The sequence below is a fragment of the Paraburkholderia silvatlantica genome, from assembly GCF_003096715.1.
Classification (GTDB): domain Bacteria; phylum Pseudomonadota; class Gammaproteobacteria; order Burkholderiales; family Burkholderiaceae; genus Paraburkholderia; species Paraburkholderia silvatlantica.
The window spans coordinates 45,435-61,175 of sequence record NZ_QEOL01000016.1 but is presented as its reverse complement, the minus strand read 5'-3'; the positions used below and the strand labels follow the sequence as shown (position 1 = coordinate 61,175).

General features: G+C 66.9%; 18 protein-coding genes. 13 read left to right on the top strand and 5 right to left on the bottom strand.

Translation table 11 applies throughout. The features are described 5' to 3' along the window. Positions 1 to 16: 16 nt before the first annotated feature. Both C7411_RS21135 and nfsB read right to left on the bottom strand, forming a co-directional pair. The gene (locus tag C7411_RS21135; protein WP_110386115.1) at positions 17 to 472 is read right to left on the bottom strand and encodes a PACE efflux transporter; all 456 of its coding nucleotides are present in this window, start codon (positions 470 to 472) and stop codon (positions 17 to 19) included. A gap of 88 nt (positions 473 to 560) precedes the next feature. Further along, positions 561 to 1,211, bottom strand: a complete 651-nt coding sequence (gene nfsB / locus C7411_RS21130; protein ID WP_110386010.1) for an oxygen-insensitive NAD(P)H nitroreductase — start codon at positions 1,209 to 1,211, stop codon at positions 561 to 563. Between the two features lie 180 nt (positions 1,212 to 1,391). Here nfsB and C7411_RS21125 point away from each other — a divergent pair, with 180 nt between their 5' ends. From C7411_RS21125 to C7411_RS21110, 4 genes are all read left to right on the top strand, one after another. Then, positions 1,392 to 1,811 carry a secondary thiamine-phosphate synthase enzyme YjbQ gene (locus C7411_RS21125; RefSeq protein WP_110386009.1) on the top strand — a complete coding sequence of 140 codons (420 nt, stop codon included), beginning with the start codon at positions 1,392 to 1,394 and terminating at the stop codon, positions 1,809 to 1,811. An 86-nt stretch (positions 1,812 to 1,897) separates the two neighbouring features. Further along, positions 1,898 to 2,620, top strand: a complete 723-nt coding sequence (locus C7411_RS21120) for a dienelactone hydrolase family protein (RefSeq protein ID WP_110386008.1) — start codon at positions 1,898 to 1,900, stop codon at positions 2,618 to 2,620. Between the two features lie 126 nt (positions 2,621 to 2,746). After that, positions 2,747 to 3,520 carry a bestrophin-like domain gene (locus C7411_RS21115; RefSeq protein ID WP_110386007.1) on the top strand — a complete coding sequence of 258 codons (774 nt, stop codon included), beginning with the start codon at positions 2,747 to 2,749 and terminating at the stop codon, positions 3,518 to 3,520. Positions 3,521 to 3,671: 151 nt separating this feature from the next. Then, complete coding sequence (locus C7411_RS21110) at positions 3,672 to 4,376, top strand: glutathione S-transferase N-terminal domain-containing protein (protein WP_110386006.1); 705 nt, start codon at positions 3,672 to 3,674, stop codon at positions 4,374 to 4,376. Positions 4,377 to 4,389: 13 nt separating this feature from the next. On the opposite strand, the gene C7411_RS21105 is transcribed toward C7411_RS21110, so the two are convergent. Next, the gene (locus C7411_RS21105) at positions 4,390 to 5,049 is read right to left on the bottom strand and encodes a DUF4410 domain-containing protein (RefSeq protein WP_110386114.1); all 660 of its coding nucleotides are present in this window, start codon (positions 5,047 to 5,049) and stop codon (positions 4,390 to 4,392) included. Positions 5,050 to 5,117: 68 nt separating this feature from the next. After that, positions 5,118 to 5,735, bottom strand: coding sequence for an HAD family hydrolase (locus tag C7411_RS21100; RefSeq protein WP_110386005.1), 618 nt, complete (start codon positions 5,733 to 5,735; stop codon positions 5,118 to 5,120). 158 nt (positions 5,736 to 5,893) lie between these two features. Here C7411_RS21100 and C7411_RS21095 point away from each other — a divergent pair, with 158 nt between their 5' ends. Further along, the gene (locus C7411_RS21095; protein ID WP_110386004.1) at positions 5,894 to 6,154 is read left to right on the top strand and encodes a hypothetical protein; all 261 of its coding nucleotides are present in this window, start codon (positions 5,894 to 5,896) and stop codon (positions 6,152 to 6,154) included. Positions 6,155 to 6,229: 75 nt separating this feature from the next. Here C7411_RS21095 and C7411_RS21090 read toward each other — a convergent pair whose 3' ends face one another. Next, positions 6,230 to 6,796 (bottom strand): MarR family winged helix-turn-helix transcriptional regulator, encoded by a 567-nt coding sequence (locus C7411_RS21090; RefSeq protein WP_110386003.1) that lies wholly within the window; start codon positions 6,794 to 6,796, stop codon positions 6,230 to 6,232. 328 nt (positions 6,797 to 7,124) lie between these two features. On the opposite strand from C7411_RS21090, the gene C7411_RS21085 reads away from it, so the two are divergent. From C7411_RS21085 to C7411_RS21050, 8 genes are read left to right on the top strand one after another with little or no spacing between them, the layout of a single operon-like run. Then, a complete protein-coding gene (locus tag C7411_RS21085; RefSeq protein WP_110386002.1) occupies positions 7,125 to 8,387 on the top strand; it encodes an amidohydrolase/deacetylase family metallohydrolase in 1,263 nt (420 codons plus the stop codon). An 18-nt stretch (positions 8,388 to 8,405) separates the two neighbouring features. Further along, entirely contained in the window at positions 8,406 to 10,814 is a 2,409-nt protein-coding gene (locus C7411_RS21080) for a xanthine dehydrogenase family protein molybdopterin-binding subunit (protein WP_110386001.1), read from the top strand. Next, a complete protein-coding gene (locus tag C7411_RS21075; RefSeq protein ID WP_110386000.1) occupies positions 10,811 to 11,644 on the top strand; it encodes an FAD binding domain-containing protein in 834 nt (277 codons plus the stop codon). Before C7411_RS21080 ends, C7411_RS21075 begins: the two co-directional genes overlap by 4 nt. Further along, positions 11,641 to 12,162, top strand: coding sequence for a (2Fe-2S)-binding protein (locus C7411_RS21070; RefSeq protein WP_110385999.1), 522 nt, complete (start codon positions 11,641 to 11,643; stop codon positions 12,160 to 12,162). The genes C7411_RS21075 and C7411_RS21070 overlap by 4 nt, the downstream gene beginning before the upstream one ends. A gap of 25 nt (positions 12,163 to 12,187) precedes the next feature. Further along, positions 12,188 to 12,892 carry an SRPBCC family protein gene (locus C7411_RS21065; RefSeq protein ID WP_110385998.1) on the top strand — a complete coding sequence of 235 codons (705 nt, stop codon included), beginning with the start codon at positions 12,188 to 12,190 and terminating at the stop codon, positions 12,890 to 12,892. A 2-nt stretch (positions 12,893 to 12,894) separates the two neighbouring features. Continuing rightward, a complete protein-coding gene (locus C7411_RS21060) occupies positions 12,895 to 14,088 on the top strand; it encodes a YlbE family protein (RefSeq protein WP_110386113.1) in 1,194 nt (397 codons plus the stop codon). Beyond that, positions 14,085 to 14,474, top strand: coding sequence for an oxalurate catabolism protein HpxZ (hpxZ, locus tag C7411_RS21055; protein ID WP_110385997.1), 390 nt, complete (start codon positions 14,085 to 14,087; stop codon positions 14,472 to 14,474). Before C7411_RS21060 ends, hpxZ begins: the two co-directional genes overlap by 4 nt. Next, positions 14,471 to 15,688, top strand: a complete 1,218-nt coding sequence (locus tag C7411_RS21050) for an amidase (RefSeq protein WP_181431357.1) — start codon at positions 14,471 to 14,473, stop codon at positions 15,686 to 15,688. Before hpxZ ends, C7411_RS21050 begins: the two co-directional genes overlap by 4 nt. Positions 15,689 to 15,741 lie beyond the last annotated feature (53 nt).

The window sequence follows — 15,741 nt, the reverse complement described above, 5'->3', positions numbered from 1 at the left end:
ATCGAAAGCGCCCGCGCTACGCGCGCGGCTGCGTTTCCGAAGCGCTCGTCACCGGCATGGCGGAAGCCGGCAGGCCGAATACGGCGTCGAAGATCAGGTTGTAGACATAGTTGTAGACGAGAAAAAACACCGAGAGGCCGATATCCATCGCGAACGCCTCGATCAACGACACGTGCAGGGTGAGCGCGATCATCGGCACGAGGAGCACCACGAGCCCGCCCTCGAAGCCGACCGCATGCGCAATGCGGCGCGCGACACTGCGGCCGCGTTTTGTCTGGCGCGCTTCCCAGCGCTCGAACAGCAGGTTGAAGACGAAGTTCCAGCCCACCGCGATCAGCGACGAAAACACCGCCGCCGCGCCCGCGCGGTCCATGCCGCTACCCGAGAGCGACGCGAAGCTCGTGCCGGTAATCAGGATCGCAATGCCTTCGAACAGCGTGACGTACACGATCCGGCGTTTGATACCCTGCATGGACGAATGCTCCTGATGCGGCTCCCGCGTGGCTTCGGGCCGTGTCATTCGCCGCGCCTGCTGCGAGTGCGGCGAAGACCTTCGCGAATCAACCGAGATCGGTGAATACCGAAGCCGTGGACAAACGCGACTTCGGCAGCTTCGCGTTGAAGTCGTCGGCGCTGCGGTAGCCGAGAGCGACCACCACGAGCGCGGTGAGGCCCTGCTCGCGCAGGCCCAGTTCCTCGTCGAGCGCTTTCGCGTCGAAGCCTTCCATCGGGCAGGCGTCGATTTCGAGCGTCGATGCGCCGATCAGCAGCGTGCCGAGCGCGAGATACGCCTGCTTCTCCATCCACGCCGGCAGGTCGTTGCGCTCGCGATGCAGGTTCACGTAGAACGAGCGCGTCTTTTCCTGGCCGGCCCTGGCCTCGGCATTGGCAAAGCGGCCGTCCGCTTCTTCCTGCGCGAGCACCTCGGCGAGGTGCGCTTCGTCCATGTCGGTGCGCACGCACAGCACCAACACGTGCGAGGCACGCGAGACCTTAGGTTCGTTGTACGCGAAACCTTCCATGCCCTTGGCGATGCGCGCACGCGCCGCATCGCTTGCGGCCACCACGAAATGCCACGGCTGCGAGTTCACCGAGGAAGGGCTGAAGCGGATCAGCTCCTTGAGTTCGTCGATGACAGCGGCGGGAATCTTGCGGGCGGGATCGAACGCCTTGGTGGCGTGGCGGGCTTTGGCGAAGCGGGTAAGGTTCAAGTGGTTTTCTCCTTCATGTGCGGTCGGGCCAGTAGCCGGCCAGGCCGACATCGTACCAGCATCGTGCGCCGGCTGCGGGAGCGCTCTGCGCGCCCAGCCCGCCTGCGCTATGCTTGAAGGCTCGAATCGCCGCGACGGCTCACGAGCCATGCGCCGCCGCCCGTCAGGAGAATACCGATCATGCGCCAGGCCATCCATCATCTGCCGGTGAGCACGCGCACGCGCGGGCTCGTCGAAATCAGCCATGAGGTGCGCGCGTTCGTGCGCGAACAGCGCATCGCCACCGGCTTGCTCACCCTCTTTTGCCGCCACACGTCGGCGTCGCTCGTCATCCAGGAAAACGCCGATCCCTCGGTGCGCCGCGATCTCGAACGTTACTTCGAGCAGCTCGCGCCCGAAGATCCGCAGCGCTACGAGCACGACACCGAAGGCCCCGACGACATGCCCGCGCATCTGCGCACGGTGCTCACGCACACGCAACTCTGCATCCCGGTCGAGCACGGCAATCCCGTGCTGGGCACGTGGCAGGGCATCTATGTGTTCGAGCACCGGCGCGCGGCGCATACGCGCGACATCGTGCTGCATTTGATCGGAGAATGAGCCCCTCAGGCGCTTACACACAAATCCCGTACGCAAGCGCTATGCTTGCGTCTTTCGTTCAACCGACTCAGCGAGGGTTGCCCCAAATGAAACAGTCCGCCGGTTCCATGATTTCCTTTACCCGCCCTGATGGCCAGTCGCTCCAGGGTTATCTCGCCAAACCGGAAAAGACCGAGGGCGCACCCGCCATCGTCGTGATCCAGGAGTGGTGGGGCTTGAACGACCAGATCCGCGGCGTGGCCGACCGGCTCGCGCAGGCGGGCTACCTCGCGCTCGTGCCCGACCTCTATCGCGGCAAGAGCACCGTCGAACAGGAAGAGGCCCACCATCTGATGACGGGCCTCGACTTCGCGGACGCCGCTTCGCAGGACGTGTACGGCGCAGTCACTTACCTGAAGACGCTCACGGACCGCGTGAGCGTGACGGGTTACTGCATGGGCGGCGCGCTCACGCTGCTCGCGGCCACCATGGTGCCGGGCCTGGCGAGCGCCGTGGTGTGGTACGGCTTCCCGCCGCTCGAATACCTCGATGCGAGCAAGATCACGGCGCCCATCCTCGGCCACTTCGCGACCCAGGACCAGGCGTTCAGCATCGAAACCGTGGCGGAGCTCGAAACGAAGCTCAAGGGCGCCAACGTCGACGTCGAATTCCATCGCTATTTCGCCCACCACGCGTTCGCGAACGAGACCGCCGTGGGTCCGAGCCGCATCGCCATCACGCAGTACGACCCGGTCTGGGCGCAGCTCGCGTGGGACCGCTCGCTGACGTTCTGGGGCCGCACGATGTGGCCGCAGCGCACGGTGCGCTGAAACGCCGGCAGCGGCCCGCGCCGCCGTGCGGACCTGTCGTAGAATCGGCGTCGCCCCGCCTCGCGCGGGCGACGCCGATTGGCATTGCAGCGCCTTCGTCCCTCTCACGCTTTTCGCGGAGACTCCATGACGCCGCTAATCCTCCAGCGCCCTGCGCTTCTGCTCATCGTGCTCATTGTGGTCCTGCCGCTCGCCGCCTGGCTGGGCACGAGCGTGCTGCACCGATACTTCCCGCTCGCCGAGGAAGCCCGCGAAAACTACAAGATCGTGCAGGGCGCGACGCTCACGCTGCTCGCACTCCTGATCGGCTTCACGCTTTCGATGGCCGTGAGCCGCTACGACCAGCGCAAGAACCTGGAGGAGGAGGAAGCCAATGCGATCGGCACGGAGTACCTGCGCGCCGAGCTGCTTGGCGGCGAGGCGGCTGCCCAGACCAAGGCGCTGCTCGCCCGCTACCTCCAGGCGCGCATCCAGTTCTATGTCGTGCACGACGCCGCCGGACTCGACGAGATCAACCGCAACACCACCGAGCTTCAGGCGCAGCTCTGGGCGAACGTGCGCGACGCCGCGAAGGCGCAGCCGAATCCGGTGATGGCGCTCGTGCTCGCCGGCATGAACGACGTCATCAACTCCCAAGGCTATACGCAGGCCGCGTGGATCAATCGCATTCCCGTCGCCGCGTGGGCGCTGATGATCTTGATCGCCGTCTTCAGCAACCTGATGCAGGGCTACGGCGCGCACGGCCAGGTCGGCCGGCGCGTGCTGCTGCTCGTCCTGCCCATCACGGTGACGCTTTCGCTCACGCTCATCGCCGATATCGACAGCCCGCGCGGCGGCCTCATTCGCGTCGCGCCGCTCAATCTGCTGAGCCTCGCGCAATCCATGCCCGCCAATCCCTGAGCGCCGCGCCACGCCGCGCCTTGAGGCGAAAAGACGGCGCGCGCCATTTCCACTAAACTTGGCGGCCTGACTCCACTCCCGCTTCCCCGGCAGGCCGTGGCGCGCCTTTCGTGGCCCGCGCCCCGTCGCTGAGGGACTTCAAGGACCGCGCATGAACGACCTTTCCGCATTTCCCATCACCCGCAAGTGGCCAGCGCTTCACCCCGATCGCATCCAGCTCTATTCGCTGCCCACGCCCAATGGCGTCAAGGTCTCCATCATGCTGGAGGAAAGCGGCCTGCCTTATGAGCCGCATCTCGTGCGCTTCGACTCGAACGACCAGATGTCGCCGGAATTCCTCTCGCTGAACCCCAACAACAAGATTCCCGCGATCCTCGATCCGAACGGCCCGGGCGGCGAGCCGCTCGCGCTGTTCGAATCGGGCGCGATCCTCATCTATCTCGCCGACAAGTGCGGCCGCTTCCTCGCCCGCGAAGGCGCGGCGCGCTACGAAACGATCCAGTGGGTCATGTTCCAGATGGGCGGCATTGGGCCGATGTTCGGTCAGGTGGGCTTCTTCCACAAGTTCGCGGGCAAGGAGTACGAGGACAAGCGTCCGCGCGACCGCTACGTCGCCGAGTCGCGGCGTCTGCTCGCCGTGCTCGACCAGCGCCTCGAGGGGCGCAAGTGGATCATGGGCGACGAGTACACGATCGCCGACATCGCCACGTTTGGTTGGGTGCGCAACCTTGTTGGCTTCTACGAGGCCAGTGATCTCGTGGGTTACGCCGATTTCAAAAACGTCGCGCGCGTGCTCGAAGCATTCGTCGCACGGCCGGCGGTCGCGCGCGGGCTCAACATTCCCTCGCGCGGCTAACGCGCCCGGGGCGTCATTGCGGCGCCGCTTTCACGCGCGCCGCAACCGAGTCGGCCACTTCGGCCGCCGCGCGGTCCACGTTCTTGCGGTCATCGGCGCGCGCAAGCACGAATTTAGCCGCCGCTACATAGGGATTGAGCGCGATCGCCGCGCCGGCGCCCGGCTTCGCGTGGCTCGACTCGCTGTCGATCACCTGATAAAGCGGCTGCGGCGCCTGGGCGGCGAGGTCGTCCACGGCCACCGCCAGCTCGATCTGGCTCGCGCCCGAACCGAAACCCACTACTGCGCGCCGCAGACTGTTGCCTTCGTCCACGCTCAGGAATACGCCGCGCACGAGCCATCCCTGCGCGGGTAGCGGCGCGCCGCCAGGCAGGCGGCGCGCGTCGAGGCCCTTCGCGCGCAGGTCGTTCACCAGCGCATCGGCCAGCTTCGCGACGACCTGATCGGCCTGCTGCTGCGGATCGCGGTGGCGCAACAGCGGTCTCGGCAGCAAGCCGCCCATGTGCTCGCGCGCATTCTCCACAGGATTCGAATCCTGCTTGACGTTGGCCGCGTCGAGTTCGAAGTCCATCACGTAAACGAGCGGCGCGCCCGGCTGCTGAGCTGCGGCAAGCGGTACGAACGCGCACAGGCAGAGTGTCGCGACCCGTCTCCAGTTCCATTGCATTTTCATCGCGAACTCCCGTACGTTCGCCAGCCATTCATGCATACAGTGGCCGCGCGTGCGGCACGGCCACCAGGTCAAGCGTCGATGAGCCCGAGCCGCGCCAGGTCGCTCGCGAGCCACCCGGCTTCGACGAAGTGGCACGCCTGCAGCCCCGCGTCGAGCGCGCCCGTGACGTTCGCTTCGCTGTCGTCGATGAAGAGCGTTTCCTCGGGCTGCGCACCGAGCTGTGCAACGCAGCCAAGGTAGGTCTGTGCGGCCGGCTTGACCGCGCCGAACGTCGCCGACGAATACACCTGCGAACCGAAAAGCCGCGCAACGGGCGGATTCAGATAGTCGAGGTGATGCGTGACGAGCGAGCAGTTGTTGGTCAGCACCGCGATGCGGCATCGCGCGGCCACACGCTGCGCCAGCGCGAGCGCCGCCTCGTTCGGCGTGATCGACGCGCGCCGCGCAGCGAGCCACACGTCGCGCCCCACCTCGCATCCGAGCAGCTCGCCGAGCGCGCGCAGATAAGCGTCGGGGTCAATCTCGCCGGCGTCGGCGCGCGCTTCGAGACCCGACCCCCAGATCGCGTGACGCACCGTTGCGGGCGGAGCGCCGGTGGCGGCCGCGAGGCTCGCCACGCGCGCGTCGCGATCGTAGTGGGACAGCACGCCCTCCATGTCGAACAGGACTACGCCGATCGCCGCCATCTGCCGCTCCCGCCACGAAAATATCCCACTGCGAACCCACTGCGTCCGCTGCCGATCATACCGCCGGCGCGCGCCGGGCGACACACGAGCGGGCACAGGCGCGGCGCGCGCTGATCGCGCCCCGATACCATCGTTCGATTTTGGGTAGACTGGGACGTATGAACACCTGCCGTTACTGCGGAAAACTGCGCGACGAATGGGATTGCCACGGGCCGGCGTGCCGCCAGGCGATCGCGCAGGCGCTGCGCCGCCAGCGCAAGGGACTGCCGATGGTCGCAAACGTAATCCGCAACGAAATCCCGGCCGACGCCACCACCGGCCAGATCATCACCGTGCTTTCGCGCCAGCGCCAGCGTGCGCGGCGCGGCAACGAAGAACGCCGCGAGCGCAAGGCGCTCGATCTGCCCGAAAGCGAGTAAGGCACCCGCCGAGCCGGGTCAGCGGGTTCCGTCGCATTTAGGCTCGCAGAGCAAAGTTGCGCCTGCGAGATTCATTCAGCTCGTGCCCGCCTCGCTCTCATCCTGCGCCAGCAACTGGCTGTCGGGCAACCGGAAAGGCACGGCGCTGTCCGGATTGTTGGCCTCCACCAGCCGGATCAACTGCAACATGAACACATCGCGCTCGACGGGCGACAGGTGCTCGATCGTGCGATCGTGCGCGCGCTGCACGGCGCTCGCCATCTTCCTGACCAGACGCTTGCCCGCCGGTGTCAGCTTGACGAGCCGCAGTCGTTTGTCGTGTTCGACCTGTGTGCGGCTCACGAGCCCCCGCGCATTCAAACGCGGAATGACTTCAGCGACGCTCGAACGCTCCAGCCCGACTTCGATGGCGAGCGAGTTCTGATCCATCTCCCCGAGCGATTCGAGCGCGGTAAGCAGGCTGTACTGCACCGGCGTGATATTGAACTCGCTCGTTTCCTGCGCGAACAGGAATGTGTGGATCTGATGCATGCGACGTATCAGAAAACCCGGCCGCGAAAACAGCGGCGAACGCGCCTGCCGCTCGGCAAGCTCTGCGCGCACGCCTTGAATGTCAATGGAATCGGTGACGGTGGTTCGCATGAAGTCGGCTCAAAGGAAATGGGTGAAATTCGAACGCTCCGATGCGCATTCTAGGCCGTAACCACTGCACATCGCAAATGCGCGGTACACCAACTAATCACCATAAAAAGGCATCGCGCCTGCGCTTGGTGCACGCGCTCGCCGGCACTCGCCGAATCGGTGCGAACCGGGCGATCGAAGCTCCGCAGCAAGGCGCACATCGACCCATGGCTGCGGCCATAAGTCACTGATCCGAAGAAGAAAATGCGACCGCGGAAAGCCGCGCGAAAAAACCGGCACACTATTTGCGGTACACCACACATCTTCCCAATCGGCTATCGAACCGTACATGTCACACGTTCTGCTCAAAGGGGGCCGCGTCATCGACCCCGCCCGGAAAATCGACGCCACGCTCGACGTTCTGGTGGAAGACGGCGTGATCGCCGCCGTCGGCCCCGACCTCGCGAACGAGGCGCCTCAGGCGCAACCGATCGATTGCAGCGGCAAGCTGGTGCTGCCCGGTCTCATCGACACGCACGGCCACATCTATCAGTACGTGACCGGCCGCTTCGGCCTGAACGCGGATCAGTGCGGCGTGCAGTCGGGCGTGACGACGATCATCGATCAGGGCGGACCGAGCTGCATCACGATTCCTGGCTTTCGGCACTACGTAGCGGAGCGCTCGGCCACGCGCGTGCTCGCCTTCATCTCCGCGTATCTTGTCGGCGGCCTCGAAGGGCACTACTACCCCGACCTGTATCGCCCCGATTGCCTCGATGCCGAAGCGACCGTCAAGTCCATCCAGGCGAATTCCGATCTCGTGAAAGGCATCAAGGCGCATGCCGAAATCGGCGGCTTCGCGCGCTGGGGGCTCGACGTGATGAAGATCGCCGCGCAGATCGGCCGTGGCGCGCAGTTGCCCCTGTATATTCACTTCGGGCAGTTGTGGCCGAAACCCCGCAGCGGCGGCCTGCCGGTCGAGCCCGACTCGATCTTCGATCAGGTGGTTCAGACGCTCAAGCCGGGCGACATCCTCGCGCATCCGTTTAGCCGCCATCCGGGCGGTTTCGTCGAGGAGAACGGACAACTGCATCCGCTCGTACACGAAGCGATCGCGCGAGGCCTGAAGATCGACGTAGGCCACGGCTCGCATTTCAGCTTCAGGACGGCGCGCATCGTGCTCGATGCCGGCGTGGTGCCCGACACGCTCGGCGCCGACATGCACGGCTACAACACGCATGTTCCCGCCCCCGCCGGCACGCCGGAGAGCCATCCCGACGAGGAACACGCGTTCCTCGGCCGCACGCAGTTCAGTCTCGTCAGCGCGATGACGAGCATGCTTGCGCTCGGACTGCCTCTGCAACACGTCGTCGCGATGGCGACCTGCAATGCCGCGAAGATGGTCGGTATGGAAGACCGGATCGGCTCGCTGGAAGTGGGACGCGGCGCGGACATCAGCGTGCTGGAAGACCGCCGCGGCCGCTGGGTGCTGGAAGACAACGAGGGCACCCAGATCATTACCGACCGCATGCTGTCGCCGCTGTTCTGCCTGAGAGACGGCGTGCGGCACGACGCCGTTTCGCCCACCCTGCCGCTCGCACGCGCGGCCTGACCACGCGAGGCGAAAACGATGATCAAACGTCCTCACGCCAACGGCGGCGACAAGGGTCCGCAAGGCATCGGCGCATCGCTCAGGCGCAAGGAAGACGAGCGCTTCATGCACGGGCGCGGCGAGTACGTTCCCAACATCCGCATGGTCGGCATGCTCGACGTGGCGTTCGTGCGCAGCCCGATCGCGCATGGTCATATCGTCGGCATCGAGAAGCCGGAACCTTTCGCGCATGCGGTGTACACGCTGACCGATCTGGAGGGCGTAAAGCCCATCGTCGCCAATTCGGGCCTGCCCGGCTTCAAGCGCTCCGAGCAGCCCGTACTCGCGAGCGGCAAGGTGCGCCAGGTCGGCGAGCCCGTCGCAATGTGCGTGGCCGCCACGCGCGCGCAAGCCGAAGATATCGCCGCGCAGGTGTTCGTCGACTTCGAGGAACTGCCCGCTGTCGTCGACATGCTCGATGCACGCCGCGAAGACTCCGCGCTCGTGCACGAGCATTGGGGCGACAACGTTTTTCTCGAAACCTTCGTCGATGCGAACCCCGACGTCGATCTCGACGCCATTCGGCGCGATGCGCCCATCCGCGTGCATCGCAAGCTGCGCACGGCGCGGCAAAGCATGGCGCCGATGGAGGGGCGCGGCGTCGTCGCCCATTGGGACCGCCGCCTGTCACAGCTCATCGTCCATACATCCGCACAAATGCCGCACATCACGCGCACGGGTCTCGCGGAATGTCTCGGCCTCGACGAGGGACAGGTGCGCGTGATCGCGCCCGATGTCGGCGGCGGCTTTGGCTACAAGGGCATTCTGCTGCCCGAGGAAGTATGTTGCGGCTGGCTCGCGATGCATCTGGAGAAGCCGGTGCGCTGGATCGAAGACCGCCGCGAACAGCTCACCGCCAACGCGAACTGCCGCGAGCACGATTACGACATCACCGGCTACGCGGATCGCGACGGCCGCCTGCTTGCGGTGGAGTGCGAAGCCCATGTGGATTCGGGGGCGTACTCGTCGTATCCGTTCTCCGCGTGCCTGGAGGCGGCGCAGGTCGGCAGCATTCTGCCGGGGCCGTACAAGATGGACCGTTTCCGCTGCCGGACCTGGTCGGTCGCGACCAACAAGCCGCCGATCCTCCCATATCGCGGCGTGGCGAGAACGGGCGTGTGCTATGCGATCGAAACCGTCATGGATGCGATTGCGCTCGAGGCCGGCATCGAGCCTTACGAGGTGCGGCTGCGCAATCTCGTCCAGCCGCACGAGATGCCCTACGACAACATCACCAAAAAGCACTTCGACAGCGGCGATTATCCCGAGGCGGTGCGCCGCGCGATGGCCGCGATCGATCTGCCCGCGGTGCGCGCGCGTCAGGAGCGCGGCGAGCCGGACGGCAGGCGCATCGGCTTCGGCATGTCGGTCTTCTGCGAACAGGGCGCGCACGGCACGTCGGTGTACCACGGCTGGGGCATCCCGATGGTGCCGGGCTATGAGCCCGCAGTAATCCGTCTCACGCCCGACGGCGTGCTCGAAGTGCGCGCCGGCGTGCATTCGCACGGCCAAAGCATGGAGACCACCCTCGCGCAGATTGCCCACGAAGTGCTTGGCATCGACACGGACCGCGTACGCGTCGTGCTCGGCGATACGGGCGTCACGCCGTACTCGACCGGCACATGGGGCTCGCGCTCGATCGTGATGGCGGGCGGCGCGGTGGGCCGCGCCTCGAAGGAGCTCAAGGAGCGCCTCCTGAAGATCGGCGCTCACCTCCTCCAGGAACCGTTGGACGATGTGCGCTGGGAAAGCGGCGCGGTCGTCGGCAAGCAGGATTCGCGCACGTTGGCGCAGATCGCGCGCACCTGGTATCTCGCGCCGCAATTGCTGCCGCCCGACGTCGATCCGCGCGGCCTCGAAGTCTCGACGTCGTATCAGGCGAAGCGCGATTCGGGCACGTTCAGCTACGCATGCCATGCGGTGATCGTCGCCGTCGATCCGGTGCTCGGCCAAACCGAAATTCTGGACTACGCCATTGTCGAAGATGGCGGCGTGCTCATCAATCCCATGGTCGTCGACGGCCAGGTCTACGGGGGCGCGGCCCAGGGCATCGGCACCGCGCTTTACGAAGCGATGCCGTACAGCGAAGACGGCCAGCCGCTCGCCTCGACGCTCGCCGACTATCTCTTGCCTGGCGCGACCGAGGTGCCCTCCATCCGCATTGAGCACATGGAAACGCCGGCGCCCTATACCGAGTTCGGGCAGAAAGGCATTGGCGAAAGCGGTGCAATCGGGCCGCCCGCGGCGCTGGCCAACGCCGTCAACGATGCGCTGCGCGGGCTGGGCGTGCGCATCGACCAATTGCCGGTCACGCCGCGCCTGATCGTCGAAGCGCTCGCCAGGCGGCGCGAGCAGCAGGCCAACTCACTCAAGGAACTCCCCGCATGAAAGCCGCGCCCTACGACTACGCGAAGCCGGTCGCTTGCGACGAGGCGATTGCGCTTATCGGCCCAGCCGATGGCAATGGCAAATTCGTGGCCGGAAGCCAGTCGCTCGGACCGATGATGAATCTGCGCCTCGCGCAGCCGGAAAGACTCGTCGATCTGCGCGGCATCGAGGCGCTGCGTGCGTGCCGCATCGAAAACGAGGTCGTCACGCTCGGCGCGTGCATTACGCATGCGCAAATCGAGGACGGCAAGATCGACACCGGCACGCGCGGGTTCATGGAGCATGTCGCGCGCGGCATCGCCTATCGTGCGGTGCGCAATCGCGGCACGCTCGGCGGCAGTCTCGTGCACGCCGACCCGGCAGCCGACTGGATCAACTCGATGTGCGCACTCGACGCGCAATGCCTGGTGAGCGGTCCGGGGGGCACACGCACGATCGGCAACGGCGAGTGGATGTCGGGCGCATTCACGACCGCGCTCGAAGCCGACGAGATTCTGACCGCCGTGCGCTTCACGCGCCTTTCGCCAACGGCACGCTGGAGCTACTACAAGGTCAACCGCAAGCCGGGCGAGTTCGCGCAAGCCATCGCCGTGTTCATCGACGACGCGGTGCGCGGCGTGTGCCGCGCCGTGATCGGCGCGCTCGACGCGCCGCCTTACGCGATCGCCGACGCGCGCGAGCTGCTCGCCGCCGATCCGCCCGCAGCGTGCTTCGACGCTCATCTGGAAGCGGCGGGCGTCGAGGCGGGCAGCTATGAACATGAGGTGCATCGCGCCGCGCTCGTACGAGCGGCGGCGGACATCCGCAATCAAAAAGGGAGCGCATCGTGAGCGACGCTTACGTCAAGACGATCGAGCTCGTCGTCAATCAGGCGACGGTCGCGGACCGCGTCGAGCCGCGCACGAGCCTCGCCGACTTCCTGCGCGAGCAGCGCATGCTGTGTGGCACCAACATCGGCTGCGAACAAGGCGTTTGCGGCGCATGCACGATCGACGTGGACGGCGTGCCGACCCGCTCCTGCATCACCCCCGCGATCAGTTGCGCGGGCAGCGCGGTGCGCACCATCGAAGGCTTCGACGACGACGCCACCATGAACGAGCTGCGCGCCGCCTTCAGCGCCGAACACGCGCTGCAATGCGGCTACTGCACGCCTGGCATGCTGATGAGCGCGCGCGACATCGTCACCCGCCTGCCCGACGCCGACGATGCCCGCGTGCGCCTCGAACTCTCCGGCAACCTGTGCCGCTGCACCGGCTATGTGGGTATCGTGCGCGCCATTCGCCGCGTGCTCGACGCGCGCCGCGCGAGCGCGGCGGCCCCGCTTGCGGCGGTCGCCGTTACGGCTTGAAGCATCGAATACGGAATCTTTCGCCATGGAAATCGAACAAGGCTTCACCGTGCCCTATCCGCGCGACATTGTTTGGGCGCGCTTTCACGATACGCCCGGCATCGTCGAGTGCCTGCCTGGCGCATCGCTCACCGCGCCGGTCGAGAACGGCCTGCTCAAGCTGGCGATAACCGTCAAGCTCGGGCCGATCGTCGCCTCGTTCGCGGGCGACGGCGAGATGACGCTCGACGACGCCGGGCATCGCGGCAGCATTACCGGCACGGGCCTCGACCGCAAGAGTTCCTCGCGCGTGAAGGGCGTGGCGTCGTTCGCGCTCGCTCAGGTGAGCGCGGGTGAAACGCGCGTCGATGTGAAGGTGGACTACGCGATCAGCGGCAGTCTCGCGCAGTTCTCGCGCGGCGGCATCGTGAAGGAGCTGGCCACGCGCATGACCGAAGCGTTCGCCGCGAACCTCAAGGCGAAACTCGACGAGGCAGGCGCGGCGCAGATCCGCGTGGATGCGCCGGCCGAGGCGGTGCCCGTCGAGCCCGAAGACGTTGCGACTCAGCCGGTTGTGCGCACAACCGAAGTTCCCGCGCAACCAGCACAAGCCGCGCAGGACGCCCCCGCCGCACCGCGCCGCGCTGCTACGCGCGCCCAGCCGGCTAACGCACCCCTCGACGTCGGCCAGTTGTTCTGGAAGCTGCTTTGGTCGCGGTTGCGCGGGCTCTTCAGTTTCGCAAGCCGCTGACGATGCGCGCCGACGATGCCAACGCGCGCGCCCTGCGCCACGTGCATGCGGTGCGCCCGCAATGGCGCGGCGTCGTTGCCGCGCGCGACGCGGTGCGTTTGCCGGAGTTCACGCTGTTGCACGCCGGTCCGCCTTTCGAAGACGCACGCCGGCCTTCCGCTGTGGTGCGTTCGTCCGCAGTCCTATGCTGCCTTTACGAAGGCTGGGCCAAGGACGAAGCGCACGCGGAACGTCTCATCTCGCAAGGTGAGGTGCGCCTTGAAAGCGCCCAGTCGTACGGCGTGGTCACGCCGCTCGCCGCCGTAATCTCGCCGCGCTCGAGCCTCGTCGAGGTGGCCGATGCGCAGGTCTGCGCGGCGCGCTCGTGGTCGTTGCTCGGCAGCGGCGCGGGCCCGCAGATCCGCTTCGGCAGCCGCGACCCGCGAATCCTCGAACGCATGAAGTGGCGCGACGAAGTGCTCGCGCCGGTGCTGGATCGACGGCTCGCGTACGGTCCACTCGACCTGTTCCCACTCGCGCAAGCCGGTCTCGACAGCGGCGACGACCTGCATGCGCGCACAACCGGCGCGACCGCGGCGCTGCGCGCGTTGCTGGCATCACGTTTGAATCACGCCGAGGTCGATGCGATGCTCGCACAAACGCCCCTCTTCTTCCTGACGCCCTGGATGGCCGCGTGCGCGCTGATGCTGTCGGCGGCGGCGCAGGCGGGCGAGCCGGCGTCGACGCTGGTAGTGACGCTCGCGGGCAACGGCGAGCGCGTGGGCATCCGGCTCGCGGGCGCGCCCTCGCGCTGGATCACCGCCGACGCGCGCGCGCCGGAAGGCCCGCGCATCGATCCCGACCAGGTGGCAGCGGCCGCGCCGCTCACGGGCGACAGCGGCGCGATCGACGCGGCCGGGTTCGGTGCACAGGCGCTCGCCCATGCCCCCGAGCCTGCCCAAGCCTTCGAGGCCTGGTTCCCAGCGGCCGCGCACGATCGCCAATCGCGCATCCACACGGCGCCTCACCCCGCGTTCAGCCGGTTGCCGGGCGTGCTCGATGCCGCGCGCGTCGTTCGCGAAGACATCGCGGCGCGCGCGGCGATTGCGATGATCGCCGCAGATGGGCGCTCGGGCTTGCTGGGCCGAGGCATCTACACCGCTCCCCCCGAACTCTTCGCGCGCGCCTTGAACAGCCTCCACGGTGAAACCGCATGAGCACGGAGCCAGTCAACGATCCCGCAACGCTCGCCGCCGTCGAAGCCGCATTCGACGCGTACGAGCGGGCGCTCACGACCAACGACATTGCCGTTCTCGACACGCTGTTCTGGAACAGTCCGCATACGCTGCGCTACGGCGCGACGGAAAATCTGCAGGGCTACGAAGCGATCCGCGCCTTTCGCGCGCAGCGGCCCGGCAAGGGCCTGACGCGCACGATCATCGATCGGTCGGTGACGACCTTCGGCACGCAATTCGCCGTGGCGAACATCACGTTCGCGCGCGCAGGCGAATCGCGTATCGGCCGACAGTCGCAGACGTGGGCGTGCATCGACGGCCAGTGGCGTGTCGTCGCCGCGCATGTCAGCTGGATGGATCCGTCATGATCCGCAGCGATCTTCTCCAGCCACGCCTGCACGGCGCATTCGTTGCCGATGGCTTCGACGCCCTGCCCGCCGGCGCATTGCCCGCGCGCACGGGCGACAAGCTCGCGGGGAAGCGCCTCGCAGTGAAGGATGTGTTCGATATCGCGGGGCTGCGCACGGGCAGCGGCAATCCCGCGTGGCGCGAAGCCCAGCCGGTCGCCGCACGCACCGCGCTCGCCGTTCGCGCGTTGCTCGAAGAAGGCGCGCAGTGGATCGGCAAGACCGTGACCGACGAACTCACCTACAGCCTGGCAGGCGTAAACGCCCACTACGGCACGCCCGTCAATCCCGCCGATCCCACGCGCATTCCGGGCGGATCGTCGTCGGGTTCGGTCGTGGCCGTGGCGGCGGGTCACGCGGACATCGCGCTCGGCACCGATTGCGGCGGCTCGGTGCGCCTGCCCGCGAGCTATTGCGGCGTGTGGGGCATGCGACCCACGCACGGCCGCATCGCGACGGACGGCTGTCTCACGCTCGCGCACAGCTTCGACACGATCGGCTGGTTCGCGCGCGACGCACGCACGCTAACGGACCTGTTCGAGGTGCTGGCGCGCAGCGTCGTCGCGCCTGACGGCGAATCATTCGCACTGCACGTGCCGCGCAATATGCTCGCGTGCCTCGATGCGCAAGTGGCGGCGTGCTTCGAGTCGTCGCTGCGCGCGCTTGGGGGCGCGGTGAAGCGGGTCGCGCCCAGCAAATCGCTTGCCGATTGGGCGCAGGCGTTTCGCGTGTTGCAGGCGGCGGAGATCGCGCAACGTTACGGAGCGTGGGTGCGCGAGCATGCCGGGAGCTTCGGCCCCGACGTGGGCGCGCGCTTCGCGACGAGCCTCAAGGTGACCTGCGAACAGATCGCCGAAGCACAGCGCGTGCGCGTCGAAGCGATCCGAACGATGACCGATGCGCTTGCGCACGCAACGTTCTGGCTCGTGCCGACGGTGCCGGGCGTCGCGCCGCGCGCGGACGCTTCGGCGCAAACGGTCGATCACGCGCGAGCGCGTGCGCAGCAGATGCTTTGTGTCGCCGGCCTCGCGGGCCTGCCGCAAGTCAGCATGCCGTGGATGCGCTTCGAAGGCGCGCCCGTCGGCCTCTCGATCATCGGTGCGCGCGGCGAGGACGAAGGCGTGTTGCGCATCGCGCACGCCGTGCACGAAGCCATACGCATGGCAGATCGATGAGTTTCCGCCAGGTCGATCCTGGCGTCCAGATGACGCATGTGTTGTCCCGCTCG